15 protein-coding genes are annotated in these 14107 nt (G+C 71.9%); 2 read left to right on the top strand and 13 right to left on the bottom strand.

Features of this window, described 5'->3' with window-relative positions; genetic code table 11:
- The first annotated feature begins 9 nt into the window (after positions 1 to 9).
- On the top strand, positions 10 to 999 hold the full coding sequence (locus ABEA81_RS28630) for a LacI family DNA-binding transcriptional regulator (protein ID WP_345609052.1): 990 nt from the start codon (positions 10 to 12) through the stop codon (positions 997 to 999).
- 3 nt (positions 1000 to 1002) lie between these two features.
- Here the strand turns inward: ABEA81_RS28630 and ABEA81_RS28625 are convergent, their stop codons facing one another.
- Complete coding sequence (locus ABEA81_RS28625) at positions 1003 to 1197, bottom strand: helix-turn-helix domain-containing protein (RefSeq protein ID WP_345609050.1); 195 nt, start codon at positions 1195 to 1197, stop codon at positions 1003 to 1005.
- A 104-nt stretch (positions 1198 to 1301) separates the two neighbouring features.
- Between ABEA81_RS28625 and ABEA81_RS28620 the strand changes: the two genes are divergently transcribed.
- Entirely contained in the window at positions 1302 to 1595 is a 294-nt protein-coding gene (locus tag ABEA81_RS28620) for a hypothetical protein (RefSeq protein WP_345609048.1), read from the top strand.
- 213 nt (positions 1596 to 1808) lie between these two features.
- On the opposite strand, the gene ABEA81_RS28615 is transcribed toward ABEA81_RS28620, so the two are convergent.
- The 12 genes from ABEA81_RS28615 to ABEA81_RS28560 form a co-directional block, all read right to left on the bottom strand.
- On the bottom strand, positions 1809 to 1982 hold the full coding sequence (locus ABEA81_RS28615; protein WP_345609046.1) for a hypothetical protein: 174 nt from the start codon (positions 1980 to 1982) through the stop codon (positions 1809 to 1811).
- Positions 1983 to 2074: 92 nt separating this feature from the next.
- Positions 2075 to 2956 (bottom strand): sugar phosphate isomerase/epimerase family protein, encoded by an 882-nt coding sequence (locus tag ABEA81_RS28610; protein WP_345609044.1) that lies wholly within the window; start codon positions 2954 to 2956, stop codon positions 2075 to 2077.
- Positions 2953 to 3954 carry a Gfo/Idh/MocA family oxidoreductase gene (locus tag ABEA81_RS28605; RefSeq protein WP_345609042.1) on the bottom strand — a complete coding sequence of 334 codons (1002 nt, stop codon included), beginning with the start codon at positions 3952 to 3954 and terminating at the stop codon, positions 2953 to 2955. The genes ABEA81_RS28610 and ABEA81_RS28605 overlap by 4 nt, the downstream gene beginning before the upstream one ends.
- Positions 3951 to 4988 carry a Gfo/Idh/MocA family oxidoreductase gene (locus ABEA81_RS28600; protein ID WP_345609040.1) on the bottom strand — a complete coding sequence of 346 codons (1038 nt, stop codon included), beginning with the start codon at positions 4986 to 4988 and terminating at the stop codon, positions 3951 to 3953. Before ABEA81_RS28600 ends, ABEA81_RS28605 begins: the two co-directional genes overlap by 4 nt.
- Positions 4989 to 5002: 14 nt before the next feature.
- Positions 5003 to 5818 (bottom strand): ATP-binding cassette domain-containing protein, encoded by an 816-nt coding sequence (locus tag ABEA81_RS28595; RefSeq protein ID WP_345609038.1) that lies wholly within the window; start codon positions 5816 to 5818, stop codon positions 5003 to 5005.
- A 5-nt stretch (positions 5819 to 5823) separates the two neighbouring features.
- Complete coding sequence (locus tag ABEA81_RS28590) at positions 5824 to 6885, bottom strand: ABC transporter permease (protein ID WP_345609036.1); 1062 nt, start codon at positions 6883 to 6885, stop codon at positions 5824 to 5826.
- A gap of 63 nt (positions 6886 to 6948) precedes the next feature.
- Positions 6949 to 7941, bottom strand: a complete 993-nt coding sequence (locus ABEA81_RS28585) for a substrate-binding domain-containing protein (RefSeq protein ID WP_345609034.1) — start codon at positions 7939 to 7941, stop codon at positions 6949 to 6951.
- Positions 7942 to 8007: 66 nt separating this feature from the next.
- A complete protein-coding gene (locus ABEA81_RS28580) occupies positions 8008 to 8931 on the bottom strand; it encodes a TIM barrel protein (protein ID WP_345609032.1) in 924 nt (307 codons plus the stop codon).
- Positions 8932 to 8933: 2 nt separating this feature from the next.
- Positions 8934 to 10430 (bottom strand): CoA-acylating methylmalonate-semialdehyde dehydrogenase, encoded by a 1497-nt coding sequence (locus ABEA81_RS28575; RefSeq protein ID WP_345609030.1) that lies wholly within the window; start codon positions 10428 to 10430, stop codon positions 8934 to 8936.
- Positions 10427 to 12292: a 3D-(3,5/4)-trihydroxycyclohexane-1,2-dione acylhydrolase (decyclizing) gene (gene iolD, locus ABEA81_RS28570; RefSeq protein ID WP_345609028.1), complete on the bottom strand. Its 1866-nt coding sequence runs from the start codon at positions 12290 to 12292 to the stop codon at positions 10427 to 10429. The genes ABEA81_RS28575 and iolD overlap by 4 nt, the downstream gene beginning before the upstream one ends.
- Positions 12289 to 13242: a 5-deoxy-glucuronate isomerase gene (gene iolB / locus ABEA81_RS28565; protein ID WP_345609026.1), complete on the bottom strand. Its 954-nt coding sequence runs from the start codon at positions 13240 to 13242 to the stop codon at positions 12289 to 12291. The genes iolD and iolB overlap by 4 nt, the downstream gene beginning before the upstream one ends.
- Positions 13239 to 14099 carry a Cgl0159 family (beta/alpha)8-fold protein gene (locus tag ABEA81_RS28560; RefSeq protein WP_425570707.1) on the bottom strand — a complete coding sequence of 287 codons (861 nt, stop codon included), beginning with the start codon at positions 14097 to 14099 and terminating at the stop codon, positions 13239 to 13241. Before ABEA81_RS28560 ends, iolB begins: the two co-directional genes overlap by 4 nt.
- Positions 14100 to 14107: the final 8 nt, after the last annotated feature.

The raw sequence follows: 14107 nt of genomic DNA, 5'->3' as shown, positions 1-14107 counted from the left end.
GGGTGGGGCGTGCAGCGCAGGCCCCGGCTGGAGGACGTCGCCGCCGAGGCGGGCGTCTCGACGGCGTCGGTCTCCCTCGTCCTGCGCGACGTGCCCGGCCCGAGCGCGCAGACGCGCGAGCGCGTGCTCGCGGCCGCAGGGCGCCTGGGCTACCGGGCCGACCGCACGGCGAGCCTCCTCGCCCGCCGCCGCACCCGGCTGCTCGGCGTCCCGGTGCTCCTGCGCGACGCGTTCCGCACGGAGATGGCGGAGGAGGTGCAGGTCGCCGCCGAGATGGGTGGATACGCCGTGGCGCTGAGCGCGATCACCCCGGCCTCGGACGAGGCCAGGGTGGTGGACGCCCTGCTCGACATGCGCTGCGAGGCGGTGCTGCTGCTGGCCCCCGAGCTGCCGGAGGCCGACCTGGCGGCGCTCGGCGCGCGGGCCCCCGTCGTCGTGGTCGCCCGGCACGTCGCCCCCGACGGCTTCGACGTCGTGCGGGTGGCCGACGAGGCGGGCGTCGGCGAGTCCGTCGACCACCTCGTCGGGCTCGGGCACCGGCGGATCGTGCACGTCGACGGGGGAGGGGCGGCCATGGCCGCCGACCGGCGGGCCGGCTTCCTCGCCGCACTGCGCCGCCACGGCCTCGACGGCCGGGTGCTGCCCGGCGGTCCCGTGGAGGCGGCGGGCGCGGCCGCGGCCCGCACGCTGCTGGGCGACCCCGAGCCGCCCACGGCGGTGATCGCCGCCAACGACCGCTGCGCGCTCGGCCTCCTCGACGTCTTCCTGCGTGCCGGCGTGCGCGTGCCCGAGGACGTCTCGGTGGTCGGCTACGACGACGGGGAGCTCGCCCGCCTCGCCCACATCGACCTCACGACGGTCAGCCAGGAGGCGGGCGAGCAGGCGCGCCGCGCCGTGGCCGCGGCGGTGGAACGCCTGGACGGGAACCGCACCGACCCGGTGGAGGTGGTCCTGACTCCGCACCTGGTGGTCCGGGGCACCACGGCTCCACCGCGCTGAGCTCTACTCCGGCCGCTTCCGCGGCTGGCCCAGCTGTTCGAGGACATCGTCCAGTCTGAACCGGAACTGATTGCCGGGGGTCGTGAGGGTCGGCCGGATCTTCCCGGCGGCCACCCAGCGATGGATCGTCTTCGTCGACACGTTCAGCTCTTTCGCGAGCTGAGTGGTCGTGAGCAATCCGGGCGGCACGTTGTCCACGCTAAGTCGGGTATCGACCCGGAGGTAGCTCGATGACCTCGGGTGGGATTGAAAGTCCCTGTCACGGGTTGAATGTCCACGGATGTCCTCAGTACGCTGGTTCGGTGGCGTTCTGGATGACGGAGCTACCGGGGGGCGGGTTCGCGATGGGCGAGTCACCGGACGAGGCGGATGCGCGGCTGCAGATCGCCCGCCAGCAGGGCCGTGCGTCGGTGACGTTCCACGAGCGTTCCGGCCGGTACCGGTGGACGGTGGTGCTGGACGAGGGCAAGACCTCGCACGGCTGGGCGGAGACCGAGGACGAGGGGTGGTGGTTCGTGAAGGAAGCGGTGAACCGCCCGTTCCGCGGGACGCATCACCGGAGGCCACGCGGCCTCTGGACGCTGCCTCCCGCATAGGTCCGTGCCGATGCGGCGCCGACCGGCGCGTTGCGGGCGGGCGCATGATCCGCGCGAGGAGTACGTCAGCGCGGCGACGAACGCGGCGGCGCACTTCGTACTTGTCGAGCGGCGTGATCCCGGCGAGGGGAACGCCGCCGCTACGCGATCAACTCGCGTGCCGCTCGGAGTGAGCTGCAGCTTCGGGAGTGACGAGAGTGCCGGGTCGTTCGGCTACGCGTCGGGGCCTTCGAGCTCCTCCGGCGGCTGGACCGGGCGCCTTCCCAGCTCCCGGGTGTGCTCGGCGATCGCGGCCTCGACCGCGGCGTGCACCGCGGCGGGGGAGACGTTCGGGTCAACCCGGCGGGCGGCCGCCAGCGACCGCGAGGACACGGAGATATTGATCATGGTGGTCGCCCCCCTCGGAATCTCGGTGCGAGCTGCTCTGCGGACTATCGTTCCAGCGGCCGCGAATGTGTCGCATCCGGGTGAGGCCTGCGTCACCCCGTCGGGGGTTCGAGTAGCGCGTGCAGCGCCGCCACGCTCGTGCGGACGTCCGTGAGCGGGCCTTCGCCGCGCGGCTCCTCGGTGAGGATCGTGTCCTGCTCCAGCACGTACCAGCCGGGATAGCCCTCGGCGCGCAGGTGTCCGACGATCGCGGCGAAGTCGACGTCGCCCTGTCCCACCGGGCGGTAGATGCCCTCGCGCACGGCCTCGGTGTAGGTCCGCCGCCCGGACTGCACCTGCCGGGCGAGGCCGAGGTCGACGTCCTTGACGTGGGTGTGCGCGATCCGGTACGGGGCCTGGCGGGCGAGCTCGGCGGGGTCGGTGCCGCCGATCATCAGGTGCCCGGTGTCGAGGCAGAGCGCGATCGACGAGCCGTCGAGCACCCGCTGCACGTCGGTGGTGTTCTCGACCATCGTGCCGACGTGCGGGTGCAGCACGGCGCGCACGCCGTGGGCTGATGCGAGCGCGTCGAGCCGGTCGAGGTTCCCGAGCAGCGTGCGCCAGCCGTCGGCGTCCAGGTCGGGGCGCTCGTCGTACCCGTCGAGCCCGGTGACGGCCGACAGCACGAGCACGTCGGACCCGGTCGCGGCGTAGGTCTGGAGCAGCTTCTCGACGTCGGGCACCGGGTCCTGGCCGGGGACGTGCAGCAGCAGCGGCGTGAACCCGCCGATCGCCCGCAGGTCGTGCCGGGCGAGCACGTCGGCCATCGCGCCGGAGTCGGTGGGGAGGAAGCCGTCCGGGCCGAGCTCGGTGGCGGCGAGGCCGACGTCGTGCATCTCGGCGAGCACCCGCGCAGGCGGCAGCTGGTAACCCCAGCCTGGCACCTCGCACACGCCCCACGAGATCGGGGCGCCGGCGATCCGGTCCGTGCTCATGCGGCTTCTCCTCGCTCGATCGCTACGGGGCGCCCGGTGCGCCAGGATTCGTCTGCCGCCACGGCCAGGTCGAACGCGGCGAGCGCGTCCCGGCCCGTCACGCGTGGCGGGGTGCCGGTGCGGACGCAGTCGGCGAACGCGTCCAGCTCGGCGGCGTAGGCGTACGGGTAGCGCTCCTCGAAGTCACGCACGAGATCGCGCGCCGCCACGCCGGGTGAGCGCCACTCCAGCCCGCGCCGGTGCGGGTTGTCGATCCGCGCGGTGGCGCGGGTGCCCATCACCTCGGTGGAGCACTCGTAGCCGTAGCGGGCCCCGCGGCTGTTGTCGATCACGCCGAGCGCGCCGTTCGCGAAGCGCAGCACGACCACCGCGGTGTCGATGTCGCCCAGCTCGGCGAACGCGGGGTCGGCTGCCGCGCCGTGCGCGCTGACCTCGACGACCTCGCCGACCAGCCAGCGCGCGACGTCCAGGTCGTGCACGGTGACGTCGACGAAGAACCCGCCCGAGCCGGCCAGGTACGCCGGGTCCGGCGGGTTCATGTCCCGCAACGAGGTGCGGAAGAGCGTGACCTCGCCCAGCTCCCCGGCGGCGATCCGCTCGGCCGCGGCCACCCAGTCGGGGTCGAAGCGGCGGTGGAAACCCACCTGGAACGGGATCCCGGCCGCGTCGACGGCCTCGAGGGTGGCGACGGTGGTGGCGCGGTCCAGCGACACCGGCTTCTCGCAGAACACCGGTGTGCCGGCTTTCGCCGCCGCCACCGAGAGCTCGGCGTGCGTGCCGGTCGGGGTGGCGATCGCGACGGCCGCACAGCGTTCGAGTAGCTCGTCGAAGGTGGCCGCCACCGGCACGTCGAGCTGGGCGGCGAGCGCGGCGGCCCGCTCGCCGTCGGCGTCGTAGACGCAGGCCAGCCCGGCCCGGGCGCAGCGGGAGACGAGGTCGACGGCGTGGATGCGGCCCATCCGGCCCACCCCGGCGACGCCGATGCCGAGCTTCCTCACGCGGTCAGCTCCTCTGCGGCGCCGTCCTTGGCGTACAGGTCGGGCCGCTCGCGCAGGACGATCTCCTCGCGCTGCCCGCTGCGCAGGGCCGCGAGGGCCGTCTCGCACGCGACGGTGGTGGCGTAGCCGTCCCACGCGCTCGGACCGGTGGTGCCGCCCGCCGTGACGGCGTCGACCCACGCCTGCAACTCGAGGTCGAACGCGCCGACGAAGCGCTCCTTCCAGTTCTCCGGGACGCGCCCGGAGTACCGCCCGGCCCGCTTGACGACGGCGCCCGCGCTCTCCGAGAGCTCGACGGTGCCGTCCTCGCAGACCACCTCGCCGCGGATGTCGTAGCCGAAGCCCGCGTTCACCATCGCCTCGACGTCCACCAGCACGCCGCCCCGCAGCTCGAGGATCACCAGCAGCGGGTCGTTGAACCCCGGCTTCGCCTTGCGGCTGACCCGCCCTTTCAGGACGGTGACGGCGGCGAGCTCGTCGTCGAACATCCAGCGCGCCACGTCGATGTCGTGCACCGTGCTGTCGTTGATCGTCATGTCGCTGGTGAAGAAGTCCGGCACCGACGGGTTGCGGTGGGACGCGTGCATGAGCAGCGGCGCCCCGATCTCCCCGCTGGTGACCACGGCCTTCATCGCGCGGTACTGCGGGTCGAACCGGCGCATGAACCCGACCTGCACGAGCCGGCGCCCGGCCGCGACCTCGGCGTCGAGGATGCGGTCGCACGCCGCGCGGGTGGTGGCGAGCGGCTTCTCGCAGAACACCTGCTTGCCGGCGGCGATCGCGGCGAGCACGTACTCCTCGTGCGTCGGCCCCCACGACGTGACGACGACGGCGTCGACGCCCGCGTCGTCGATCAGGGCCTGGCCGGTGTCGTGCACGACCGCGCCGGGCACGCCGTCGGCGACGGAGCGGGCGCGGTCGAGGTCCACGTCGGTCACCGCCACCACGCGGGCCCCCGACAGCACCGAGGTGAGCCGCCTGATGTGGTCCTGGCCGATCATGCCGGTGCCGATGACGCCGACGGCGAGTGTCACGAGGGGTCCCTTCCTCAGCGCTTCAGTTCGTGGGACAGCTCGGCGAGCTCCTGCCCGCCCGCCATCTCGGCCGTGAGCTCCTCGAGGGAGACCTCGGACCGCTTCTTGTCCAGCACCCGGCGGCCGAGCTTCAGGATGATGAAGTGGTCGCCCACGAGGTAGGCATGGTGCGGGTTGTGGGTGATGAACACGACGCCGAGCCCGGCGTCGCGGGCCGCGGCCGTGTACTTGAGCACCACGCCGGACTGCTTGACGCCCAGCGCCGCGGTCGGCTCGTCCAGGATGAGCACCCGCGCGCCGAAGTACACCGCCCGCGCGATCGCCACGCACTGGCGCTGGCCGCCGGACAGCGTGCCGATGGGCTGGTTGATGTCCTTGACCGTGATGCCCATCTTGCGCAGCTCGGTGTCGGCGATCTCCCGCATGCCCTTGATGTCCAGCGGGGCGAGGGGGTAGCTCCCCTTGCGGATCTCCGAACCGAGGAAGAAGTTGCGCCAGACCTCCATCAGGCCGACCACCGCGAGGTCCTGGTAGACGGTGGCGATCCCGTGGTCGAGCGACTCGCGCGGCGAGCCGAAGTGCACCTCCCGCCCGTCCACCTTGAGGGTGCCCTCGGTGTGCGGGTGCAGTCCGGAAATGATCTTGATGAGGGTGGACTTGCCCGCGCCGTTGTCACCGAGGACGCAGGTGACCTCGCCCGCGTTGACGGTGAGGTTGACGCCCTCCAGGGCCCGGATGACGCCGTAGGCCTTGCCGACGCCTTCCATCTCGACGAGCGGGGTGCCGACCTTCAGGCCACGGTCGGCGTGCTCCACGATCGTGTCGGTCATGGCACTCAGCTCCTCCGGTTGAGGGCGTAGTTCTTGACGTAGAGGTTGAGCATGACCGCGAGCAGGAGCATCGCGCCGAGGAAGAACTTGAACCAGTTCGGGTCCCAGCCGGCGAACACGATGCCCTGGGTGGTCATGCCGAAGATGAACGCGCCGACCGCGGCGCCGATCGCCGAGCCGTACCCGCCGGTGAGCAGGCAGCCGCCGACGACCGCGGCGATGATGTAGAGGAACTCGTTGCCGACGCCCTGCCCGGACTGCACGGTGTTGAAGGCGAACAGGATGTGCATCCCGTAGAACCAGCACATCAGGGCCACGCCCATGAACAGGCCGATCTTCACCTTGTTCACCGGCACGCCGACCGCGCGGGCGCTGGCGGCGTTCCCGCCGACGGCGAAGATCCAGTTGCCGAGGCGGGTGCGCAACAGGATCCAGGTGGCCAGGGCCACGAAGAAGATCCACCAGAGCACGGTGACGCGGATGGTCACCCCGCCCACGGCGAACTCCGAGGCGAAGACCGCGCGCGCCGAGGCGAAGCCGTCCATGTCGGCGACGTTCTGGGTGGCGACGGTGCCGGTGACCAGCTTCGTGACGCCGAGGTTGATGCCGCTCAGCATGAAGAACGAACCCAGCGTGATGAGGAAGCTCGGGATGCCGGTCTTCACGACCAGGTAGCCGTTGAAGAAGCCGATCGCGAGCATCACGATCAGGCTGACGAACACACCGACCCACAGGTTCGCGCTGAGCTGGTAGCTGAACATCGACGCCGTCAGCGCACCGGTCACCACGGACACGCCGGCCGACAGGTCGAACTCGCCGCCGATCATCAGCAGGGCCACCCCGACGGCGACGATGCCGATCGACGAGCTCGCGTAGAGCACGGTCGACAGCGCCGGCAGGCTGCGGAACGGCTCCGCGGTCGCGAAGAAGAAGATGAAGATCACGATCGCCGCCGCGAACGACCCGATCTCCGGCCGGGTGAGCAGGGTGGACAACAACGGCTTCTTGGGACGTTCGATCTCGGTGGGCGGCGTCGGTGGGGGCTGGGTCGCCACGGGTGAGCTCATGGCTCGCTCCAGGGGTGGGGATGGGGCAGGGGGAGCCGGGCCGCCGGCTCCCCCTGGAAGGGGCTAGCGCTTGTTGTTCTGCGCGTAGGTCACGATCTGGTCGATGTTGGACTTGTCGACGAAGGACGGGCCGGTGAGCACCGGGCCGCCGCCCCCGATGTCGTTGCCGTTGGACAGGTTCAGCCACAGCGACGTCACGGCCATGTAGCCCTGCACGTAGGGCTGCTGGTCGATCGCGAACATGATCTTGCCGTCCTGGATCGCCTTCGCCGCGTCGACGTTCAGGTCGAACGTCGCGACCTTCGCCTTGCTCCCGGCGTCGGCCACGGACTGGAGCGCGGTGAGCGCGAACGGGGCACCCAGCGTCACGATGTGGGTGATCGACGGGTCCTCCTGCAGCTTGGCGCCGATCGTCGAGCGCACCGAGGCCATGTCCGTGCCCTGGACGTACAGGACCTCGGTGTTCGGGAAGGTCTTCTTGACGCCCGCACAGCGGGCCTCGAGCGCGACGTGGCCCTGCTCCTGGATCACGCAGATCGCCTTCTGCGCGCCGTCCTGGGCCAGGCGCTGCCCGGCGGCCTGCCCGGCGAGGTCCTCGTCGGAGCCGAAGTACATCTTCGCCCCGAACTGCTGGTACTGGTCCTTGCCCGCGTTGAAGGCGACGGTCGGGATCCCGCGGTCGGCCGCGGCCTTGGCGGCCGGACCGACCTGCTCGACGTACGCGAGCGTCACGGCGATGCCGTCGACCTGGCTGTCGATCGCGTTCTGGACGAGCGTCGCCTGCTCGGGCCCCGCCTGCGCGTTCGAGTACTTCAGCTCGACGTTGTTCGCGCGCGCCGCGTCCTCCGCGCCCGCCCGGATCCGGTCCCAGAAGGTGTCACCCGGCTGCTCGTGGGTGATCATCGCGATCGTGTAGCGCTCGCCGCCGACGTTGCCACCCGCCGGGCCGCCGCCGCCCTGTTCCTGCTGCGCCCCGCCCTGGCTGCTGCACGCAGCCAGCGCGATGCCGAGCGCCCCGGCCACCGCCAGTGCGCGCATCGTCTTCCTGGTACTCATCTTTGAGTTTCCTTCCAGTGCGAGAGCCGGCCGGAGCGGCGGGCTGGGTTGGGTCGGTAGGCCCCGTCAGTAGGGCCATCGCCGGACGGGCCCGAGGCCGCAGCCCCGGAAGTACCCCGCGGTCCGGGCCCCGATCGGCAGTGGGATGTGCGGTTCGACCGGGTAGAGGTCCTGCTCGACCACCGCGAACAGGTCGGCGTCCAGTGCGGCGAGCGCGTCGAGCAGCGGGGGCATGTCGGGCTCGCCGTAGGGCGGCTCGACCATCACCCCGAGCGGCACGGCCTCGGCGAGCGAGAGCTTCTCGGCCCGGACCCGCTGCCGCGCCGCCGGGTCGACCTGCTTGAGGTGGACGTAGCGGATCCGATCCGGGAACCGCTGGACGATCGCGATGTTGTCGCCGCCGCAGTAGGAGATGTGCCCGGTGTCCAGGCACAGGTTCACGAACCGCGGGTCGGTGTCGGCGAGGAACCGCTCCACCCGCTCCTGGGTGTCGACGTGGGTGTCGGCGTGCGGGTGGAAGACGAGGTCGACGCCGAACTCCTCCTGCAGGTGCTTCCCGAGCCGGTCGTAGCCGGTGGTGAGGTTCTTCCACTGGTCGGGGTCGATGTCGCCGGACTGGACGGCGGTACCGGTGTGCATGTCCGTGTACTGCTCCGGGAGCAGCACGAGGTGGCGCGCGCCCAGGGCGGTGAGCAGGCGCGACTCCCGGCTGCACGCCTCGACGGCGTCATCGAGCGCCTCGGCCCCGCGGTGCAGCCCGGCGAAGATCGTGCCGCCGCAGACCCGCAGGCCACGGGCGTCCAGCTCGTCGCGCAGCCGTGCCGGGTCCTGCGGGAGGAAGCCGGACGGGCCCAGCTCGGTCCACAGGTAGCCGGCCTGCGCGATCTCGTCGAGGTACTGCTGCCAGCCGACCTGCTTCGGGTCGGACGGGAACCACACGCCCCAGGAGTCGGGCGCGGTGCCGAGGGTGAGCCGGTGCAGGCTGGCCATGATCAGGTCGCCGTCGGGAAGTGGTAGCTGGCGCCGGTGGCGTGCTCCACGTGCGGCCACCGGGACGTCACGACCTTCGCGCGCGTGTAGAACGACACGCCCTCCGGCCCGTGGATGTGCTTGTCGCCGAACAGCGAGTCCTTCCAGCCACCGAAGGAGTAGTAGGCCATCGGCACCGGGATCGGCACGTTGATGCCGATCATCCCGACGTTGACGCCGCGCTGGAACCGCCGCGCCGCCTCGCCGGACGAGGTGAAGATCGCGGTGCCGTTGCCGTACGGGTTGGAGTTGATCAGCGCGATCGCGGCGTCCACGTCGTCGGCCCGCACGACCGACAGCACCGGGCCGAAGATCTCCTCGCGGTAGACGTCCATCTCGGGCGCCACGCGGTCGATCACCGTGGGGCCGACGAAGAAGCCGTTCTCGTGGCCGGGCACGGTGAGCCCGCGGCCGTCGACGGCGAGCTCGGCGCCCTGGTCGGCACCGCTGCCGATCAGCCCGACGATCCGCTCCTTCGCGGCGGCGGTGACGACCGGGCCCATCTCGCTGTCGGGCTCGCGCCCCGGGCCGACCTTGACGGCACGGGCCTTCTCGCTGACCGCGGCCACCAGCTCGTCGGCCGCGCCGCCGACGGCGACCGTGGCGGAGATCGCCATGCAGCGCTCGCCCGCAGAGCCGAACGCGGCCGCGACGAGGTGGTCGGACGCGTAGTCGATGGGGGCGTCCGGCAGCACGACGGCGTGGTTCTTCGCCCCGCCGAGGGCCTGCACGCGCTTGCCGGTCCCGGTGCCGCGCTCGTGGATGTACTTCGCGATCGGTGTGGACCCGACGAACGACACCGCGGCCACGTCCGGGTGGTCGAGCAGCGCGTCGACGGCCTCCTTGTCGCCGTGCACCACGTTGAACACGCCGTCGGGCAGGCCCGCCTCGGCCCACAGCTCGGCTACCAGCTGCGACGCGCTCGGGTCGCGTTCGCTGGGCTTGAGCACGAACGTGTTGCCGCAGGCGATCGCGACCGGGTGCATCCACATGGGCACCATGGCCGGGAAGTTGAACGGCGTGATCCCGGCGCAGACACCCAGAGGGCTGCGGAACGAGAACAGGTCGACTCCGGAGGAGACCTGGTCGGAGTAGTCGCCCTTGAGCAGGGTCGGGATCCCGCAGGCGAACTCGATCACCTCGAGGCCGCGCTGCACCTCGCCCCGGGCGTCCGAGACGACCTTGCCGTGCTCGTCGGAGATGATCTCCGCCAGCTCCTGGGTGCGGGCGTTCACCAGCTCCCGGAAGTTGAAGAGGATCTTCGTCCGGTTCGAGAGCGACGACTGCGACCAGCCCGCGAACGCCGCGACCGCGGCCTGCACGGCGGCGTCGACGTCCGCGCGGCTCGCGAGCAGCACCTCCGCCTGCTGCTCGCCCGTGGCCGGGTTCCAGACCGGCCCCGTGCGGGTGGACTCGCCGGTGGCGGGCTTGCCGCCGATCCAGTGCGTGACGGTCCTCATCGAGGGTTGCCTCCGATCAGCGGGCGCTGGTCAGCCTTGTGCGCCTCGTAGGTCTTGCGGGCGGCGGTGGTGGTGTCGAGCTGCGCGACCTCGGCCACCGGAACGTCCCACCAGTTCTCCGAGTCGGGCGCCGGGGCCAGGGGGTCGGTCTCGATGTGGATCGCGGTCGTGCGATCGGACGCGCGGGAGCGGGCGATCGCCGCGCGGAACTCCTCGATCGTCCGCACCCGGATGACGTCGGCGCCGAGGCTCTCGGCGTTGGCGGCCAGGTCGACCGGAAGCGGCTGCCCGTCGAGCAGGCCGGTGTCGGGGTTGCGGTAGCGGTACGAGGTGCCGAACCGCTGCGATCCCACCGACTCCGACAGCGCGCCGATCGAGGCGAACCCGTGGTTCTGCACGATGACGAGGTTGAGCTTGATCCCCTCGGAGACCGCGGTGACGATCTCGCTCGCCATCATCAGGTACGACCCGTCGCCGACCAGGGCGAACACCTCGCGGTCCGGGGCCGCCATCTTGATCCCCAACGCGCCGGCGATCTCGTAGCCCATGCAGGAGTAGGCGTACTCCACGTGGTACTGCTTCGCGTCCCGGGCGCGCCACAGCATCTGCAGGTCACCGGGCATCGACCCGGCCGCCTGCACGACCACGTCCGTCGGCGCCATCTCCTCGTTCAGCGTGCCCAGCACCTCGGTCTGCGCCGGGAGCGGCTGGTGGCCCAGGTGGAAGGCCTCGTCGACCGTGCGGTTCCAGGCGGTGGTGTCCCAGGTGGAGGAGCACCGGTAGCCGGTGAGGGCCTCGGTGAGGGCCTCCAGCCCGGCGCGGGCGTCCGCGACGAGCATCTCGCCCGCGTGCTTGGCCGCGTCGAACGCCGCGGCGTTGAGGTTGACGAAGTGCACGCCCGGGTTCTGGAACGCCGTGCGGGAGGCGGTGGTGAAGTCGCTGTAGCGGGTGCCGATACCGATCACGACGTCGGCCTCGCGAGCGAGCGCGTTCGCCACCGGCGAGCCGGTGGATCCGACGCCGCCCACGGCCTGCGGGTGGTCCCACAGCAGCGCGCCCTTGCCGGCCTGGGTGTCCCCGACCGGGATGCCGGTGACCTCGGCGAAGCGGCGCAGCGCGTCGGTGGCCTCGCTGTAGTGGACCCCGCCGCCCGCGACGACGAGCGGGCGCTCCGCCGAGCGGATCAGCTCGACGGCCCGCGCGAGTGCGGCCGGCTCCGGCACCGGGCGCGGGATGTGCCACACCCGCGGCGCGAACAGCTCGTCTGGCCAGTCGTAGGCCTCCGCCTGCACGTCCTGCGGCAGCGCGATCGTCACGGCGCCGGTCTCGGCCGGGTCGGTGAGCACCCGCATCGCGCCCAGTAGCGCCGACGGCAGCTGCTCCGGCCGCCACACCCGGTCGAAGAAACGGGAGACCGGGCGGAACGCGTCGTTGACCGAGATGTCATAGGTGCGCGGGTCCTCCAGCTCCTGCAGCACCGGGTTGGCCACGCGGGTGGCGAACACGTCGGACGGCAGCAGCAGCACCGGGATCCGGTTGGTGGTGGCCAGCGCGGCACCGGTGATCATGTTCGTGGAGCCCGGTCCGATCGACGCGGTGCAGGCCATGGCCTGGAGGCGGTTGCGCATCCGGGCGTAGCCGACAGCGGTGTGCACCATGCCCTGCTCGTTGCGGGCCAGGTGGTAGGGCAGGTCGACGCCGGTGCGCGTGGCTTCCAGCAGCGCCTGCCCGAGCCCGGCCACGTTGCCGTGACCGAAGATCCCGAAGCAGCCCGGCACCAGCCGGTGCGACGTGCCGTCGCGCTCGCTGTACTGGTTCGCGAGGAACCGCACGACCGCTTGGGCCACGGTGAGCCGGATCATTGCTCCTCGCTGACGCTCGTCGCCCTATCCGGCGATGCTGTGTCCAATGGTGAGCTCGCAAGCTCGCTCACGTCCTTCTCCTCCGTCGTCGTCAGCGGGAGTCGCGGGTCGATCTCCTGGTCCTCCCAGGTGCCGCGCACCCAGGCGTGCGCCGGGTCGTCACAGATCAGCCAGGCCCGGTCGGGGCTCGGGCCGGCCATGACGTTGAGGTAGTAGAGGTCGTAGCCGGGCGTGGCCATCGACGGGCCGTGCCAGCCGTGGGGGATGAGCACCGTGTCGCCGCTGCGCACCTCGGCGCAGACGTCGATCTCCCGGCCCGGGCCGGAGGTGTAGACGCGCTGGTAGGCGGGCCCGTCGCGGTCCACCTCGAAGTAGTAGACCTCCTCCAGCTGGGCCTCGCCCGCGCGCTCCTCGTCGTGCTTGTGCGGCGGGAAGGACGACCAGTTGGCCCCCGGGGTGAGCACCTCGACGGCGATCAGCTTGTCGGCGTCGAACGTCTGCGGGTTGCAGAAGTTGTTGACCTGCCTGCTGGCCTGGCCCGCGCCGCGCAGCTCCACCGACACGCCCTCGGCCGGCCCGTAGCGCGCGGGCAACCGCCGCGTGGCCCTGGCAGCGGGGAGGGCGAACCGTCCACCCCCCGCGGACGACACGGTGACTTCGGCGTCCCGTGGCACGTACGCGAAGTCGCTCACGCGGGAGAAGACGCTACGGCGGCCGGTGATGTCGAACGTCTCGCCGTCGCACTCCACCCGGCAACCACCCGAGAGCGGGAGCACGATCGTCTCGTCCTCGCCGGTGGCGAACGTGGCGCCGGTACCGGGCTGCAGCTCGAGCACCCGCAGCGAGCTGTAGGTCCAGCCGGCCGTCTCCGGGCTCACCACCAGCGAGAACGGGCCCTCGGCCGTCTTGCCGGCGCGGACGACGTAGTCGTTCCCAGAAGGGTTCGTCACAGCAGCCCCACCGCGGTGTCGACGGCCGCAGCGACGTCGTCGCCGGGCGGGTAGAGCAGGGAGCGTCCGATCACCAGGCCCTTCACGGTGGGCAGGGCGAGCGCCTTGCTCCAGCTCGCGAACGCGGCGTCCTGGTCGTCCGCGACCTCGCCGCCGAGGATCAGCGCAGGCAGGGTGGTGGCGGCCATCGCCCGTTCCATCTCCTCGACGATCGGGACCTTCAGCCAGGTGTAGGCCGACGTGTTGCCGAGGCCCGCCGCCACCGTCGAGGCGCGCGTCATGGCCTCGGCCGTGAGCTCGTTGCGCACCCGGCCGTCCACCCGGTGGGAGATGAACGGCTCCACCATCGCCATCAGGCGGTGCGCGGCCAGATCGCTCACCGCCCGGCCGCAGGACTCGAGGGTGGCGGCGGTCGCCCGGTCCTCCGGGTCGATGCGCGCCAGCATCTTGCCGCCCTCGTAGCGGGCCGAGGCGATGCTCGCCGCGTCGAAGGCGGTGAACCGGTCGTCGATCTCGAAGGCGGTGCCGGCGAGGCCGCCGCGGTTCATCGAGCCGATCACGACCTTGCCGTCGAGCGCCCCGAGCAGCAGCAGGTCGTCGAGGACGTCCGGGGTGCCGAGCACGCCGTTGACGCCGGGCCGCGACAGCGCGAGGCACAGCCGGTCGAGCAGGTCGCCGCGGTCGGCCATCGCGAGCGGCCGGTCGCCCGCCCGCAGCGCGCCGCGGGCCGGGTGGTCGGCGGCGATCATCATGAGCCTGCCGTGCTCGCCGAGCAGCGAGTCGGGCCTGCGCCGGCGCCGCGCGGCCTCGGCCACGGCCTCCGGGCGCCGCACGCGGAGCTCGACGAGTTCCTGCAGACGATCAG

Source organism: Pseudonocardia adelaidensis (assembly GCF_039543345.1).
Taxonomy (GTDB): Bacteria; Actinomycetota; Actinomycetes; order Mycobacteriales; family Pseudonocardiaceae; genus Pseudonocardia; species Pseudonocardia adelaidensis.
Note: the sequence above shows the minus strand (reverse complement) of the source record. Positions and strands in the feature narration are given on the sequence as shown.

Excerpts from the sequence above, each read along its gene's own strand:
- ABEA81_RS28595 (WP_345609038.1), bottom strand. The coding sequence starts at position 5,818 with ATGACCGACACGATCGTGGAGCACGCCGACCGTGGCCTGAAGGTCGGC.
- ABEA81_RS28575 (WP_345609030.1), bottom strand. The coding sequence starts at position 10,430 with ATGAGGACCGTCACGCACTGGATCGGCGGCAAGCCCGCCACCGGCGAG.
- ABEA81_RS28615 (WP_345609046.1), bottom strand. The coding sequence starts at position 1,982 with ATGATCAATATCTCCGTGTCCTCGCGGTCGCTGGCGGCCGCCCGCCGG.
- ABEA81_RS28585 (WP_345609034.1), bottom strand. The coding sequence starts at position 7,941 with ATGAGTACCAGGAAGACGATGCGCGCACTGGCGGTGGCCGGGGCGCTC.
- ABEA81_RS28590 (WP_345609036.1), bottom strand. The coding sequence starts at position 6,885 with ATGAGCTCACCCGTGGCGACCCAGCCCCCACCGACGCCGCCCACCGAG.
- iolD (WP_345609028.1), bottom strand. The coding sequence starts at position 12,292 with ATGATCCGGCTCACCGTGGCCCAAGCGGTCGTGCGGTTCCTCGCGAAC.
- ABEA81_RS28610 (WP_345609044.1), bottom strand. The coding sequence starts at position 2,956 with ATGAGCACGGACCGGATCGCCGGCGCCCCGATCTCGTGGGGCGTGTGC.
- ABEA81_RS28580 (WP_345609032.1), bottom strand. The coding sequence starts at position 8,931 with ATGGCCAGCCTGCACCGGCTCACCCTCGGCACCGCGCCCGACTCCTGG.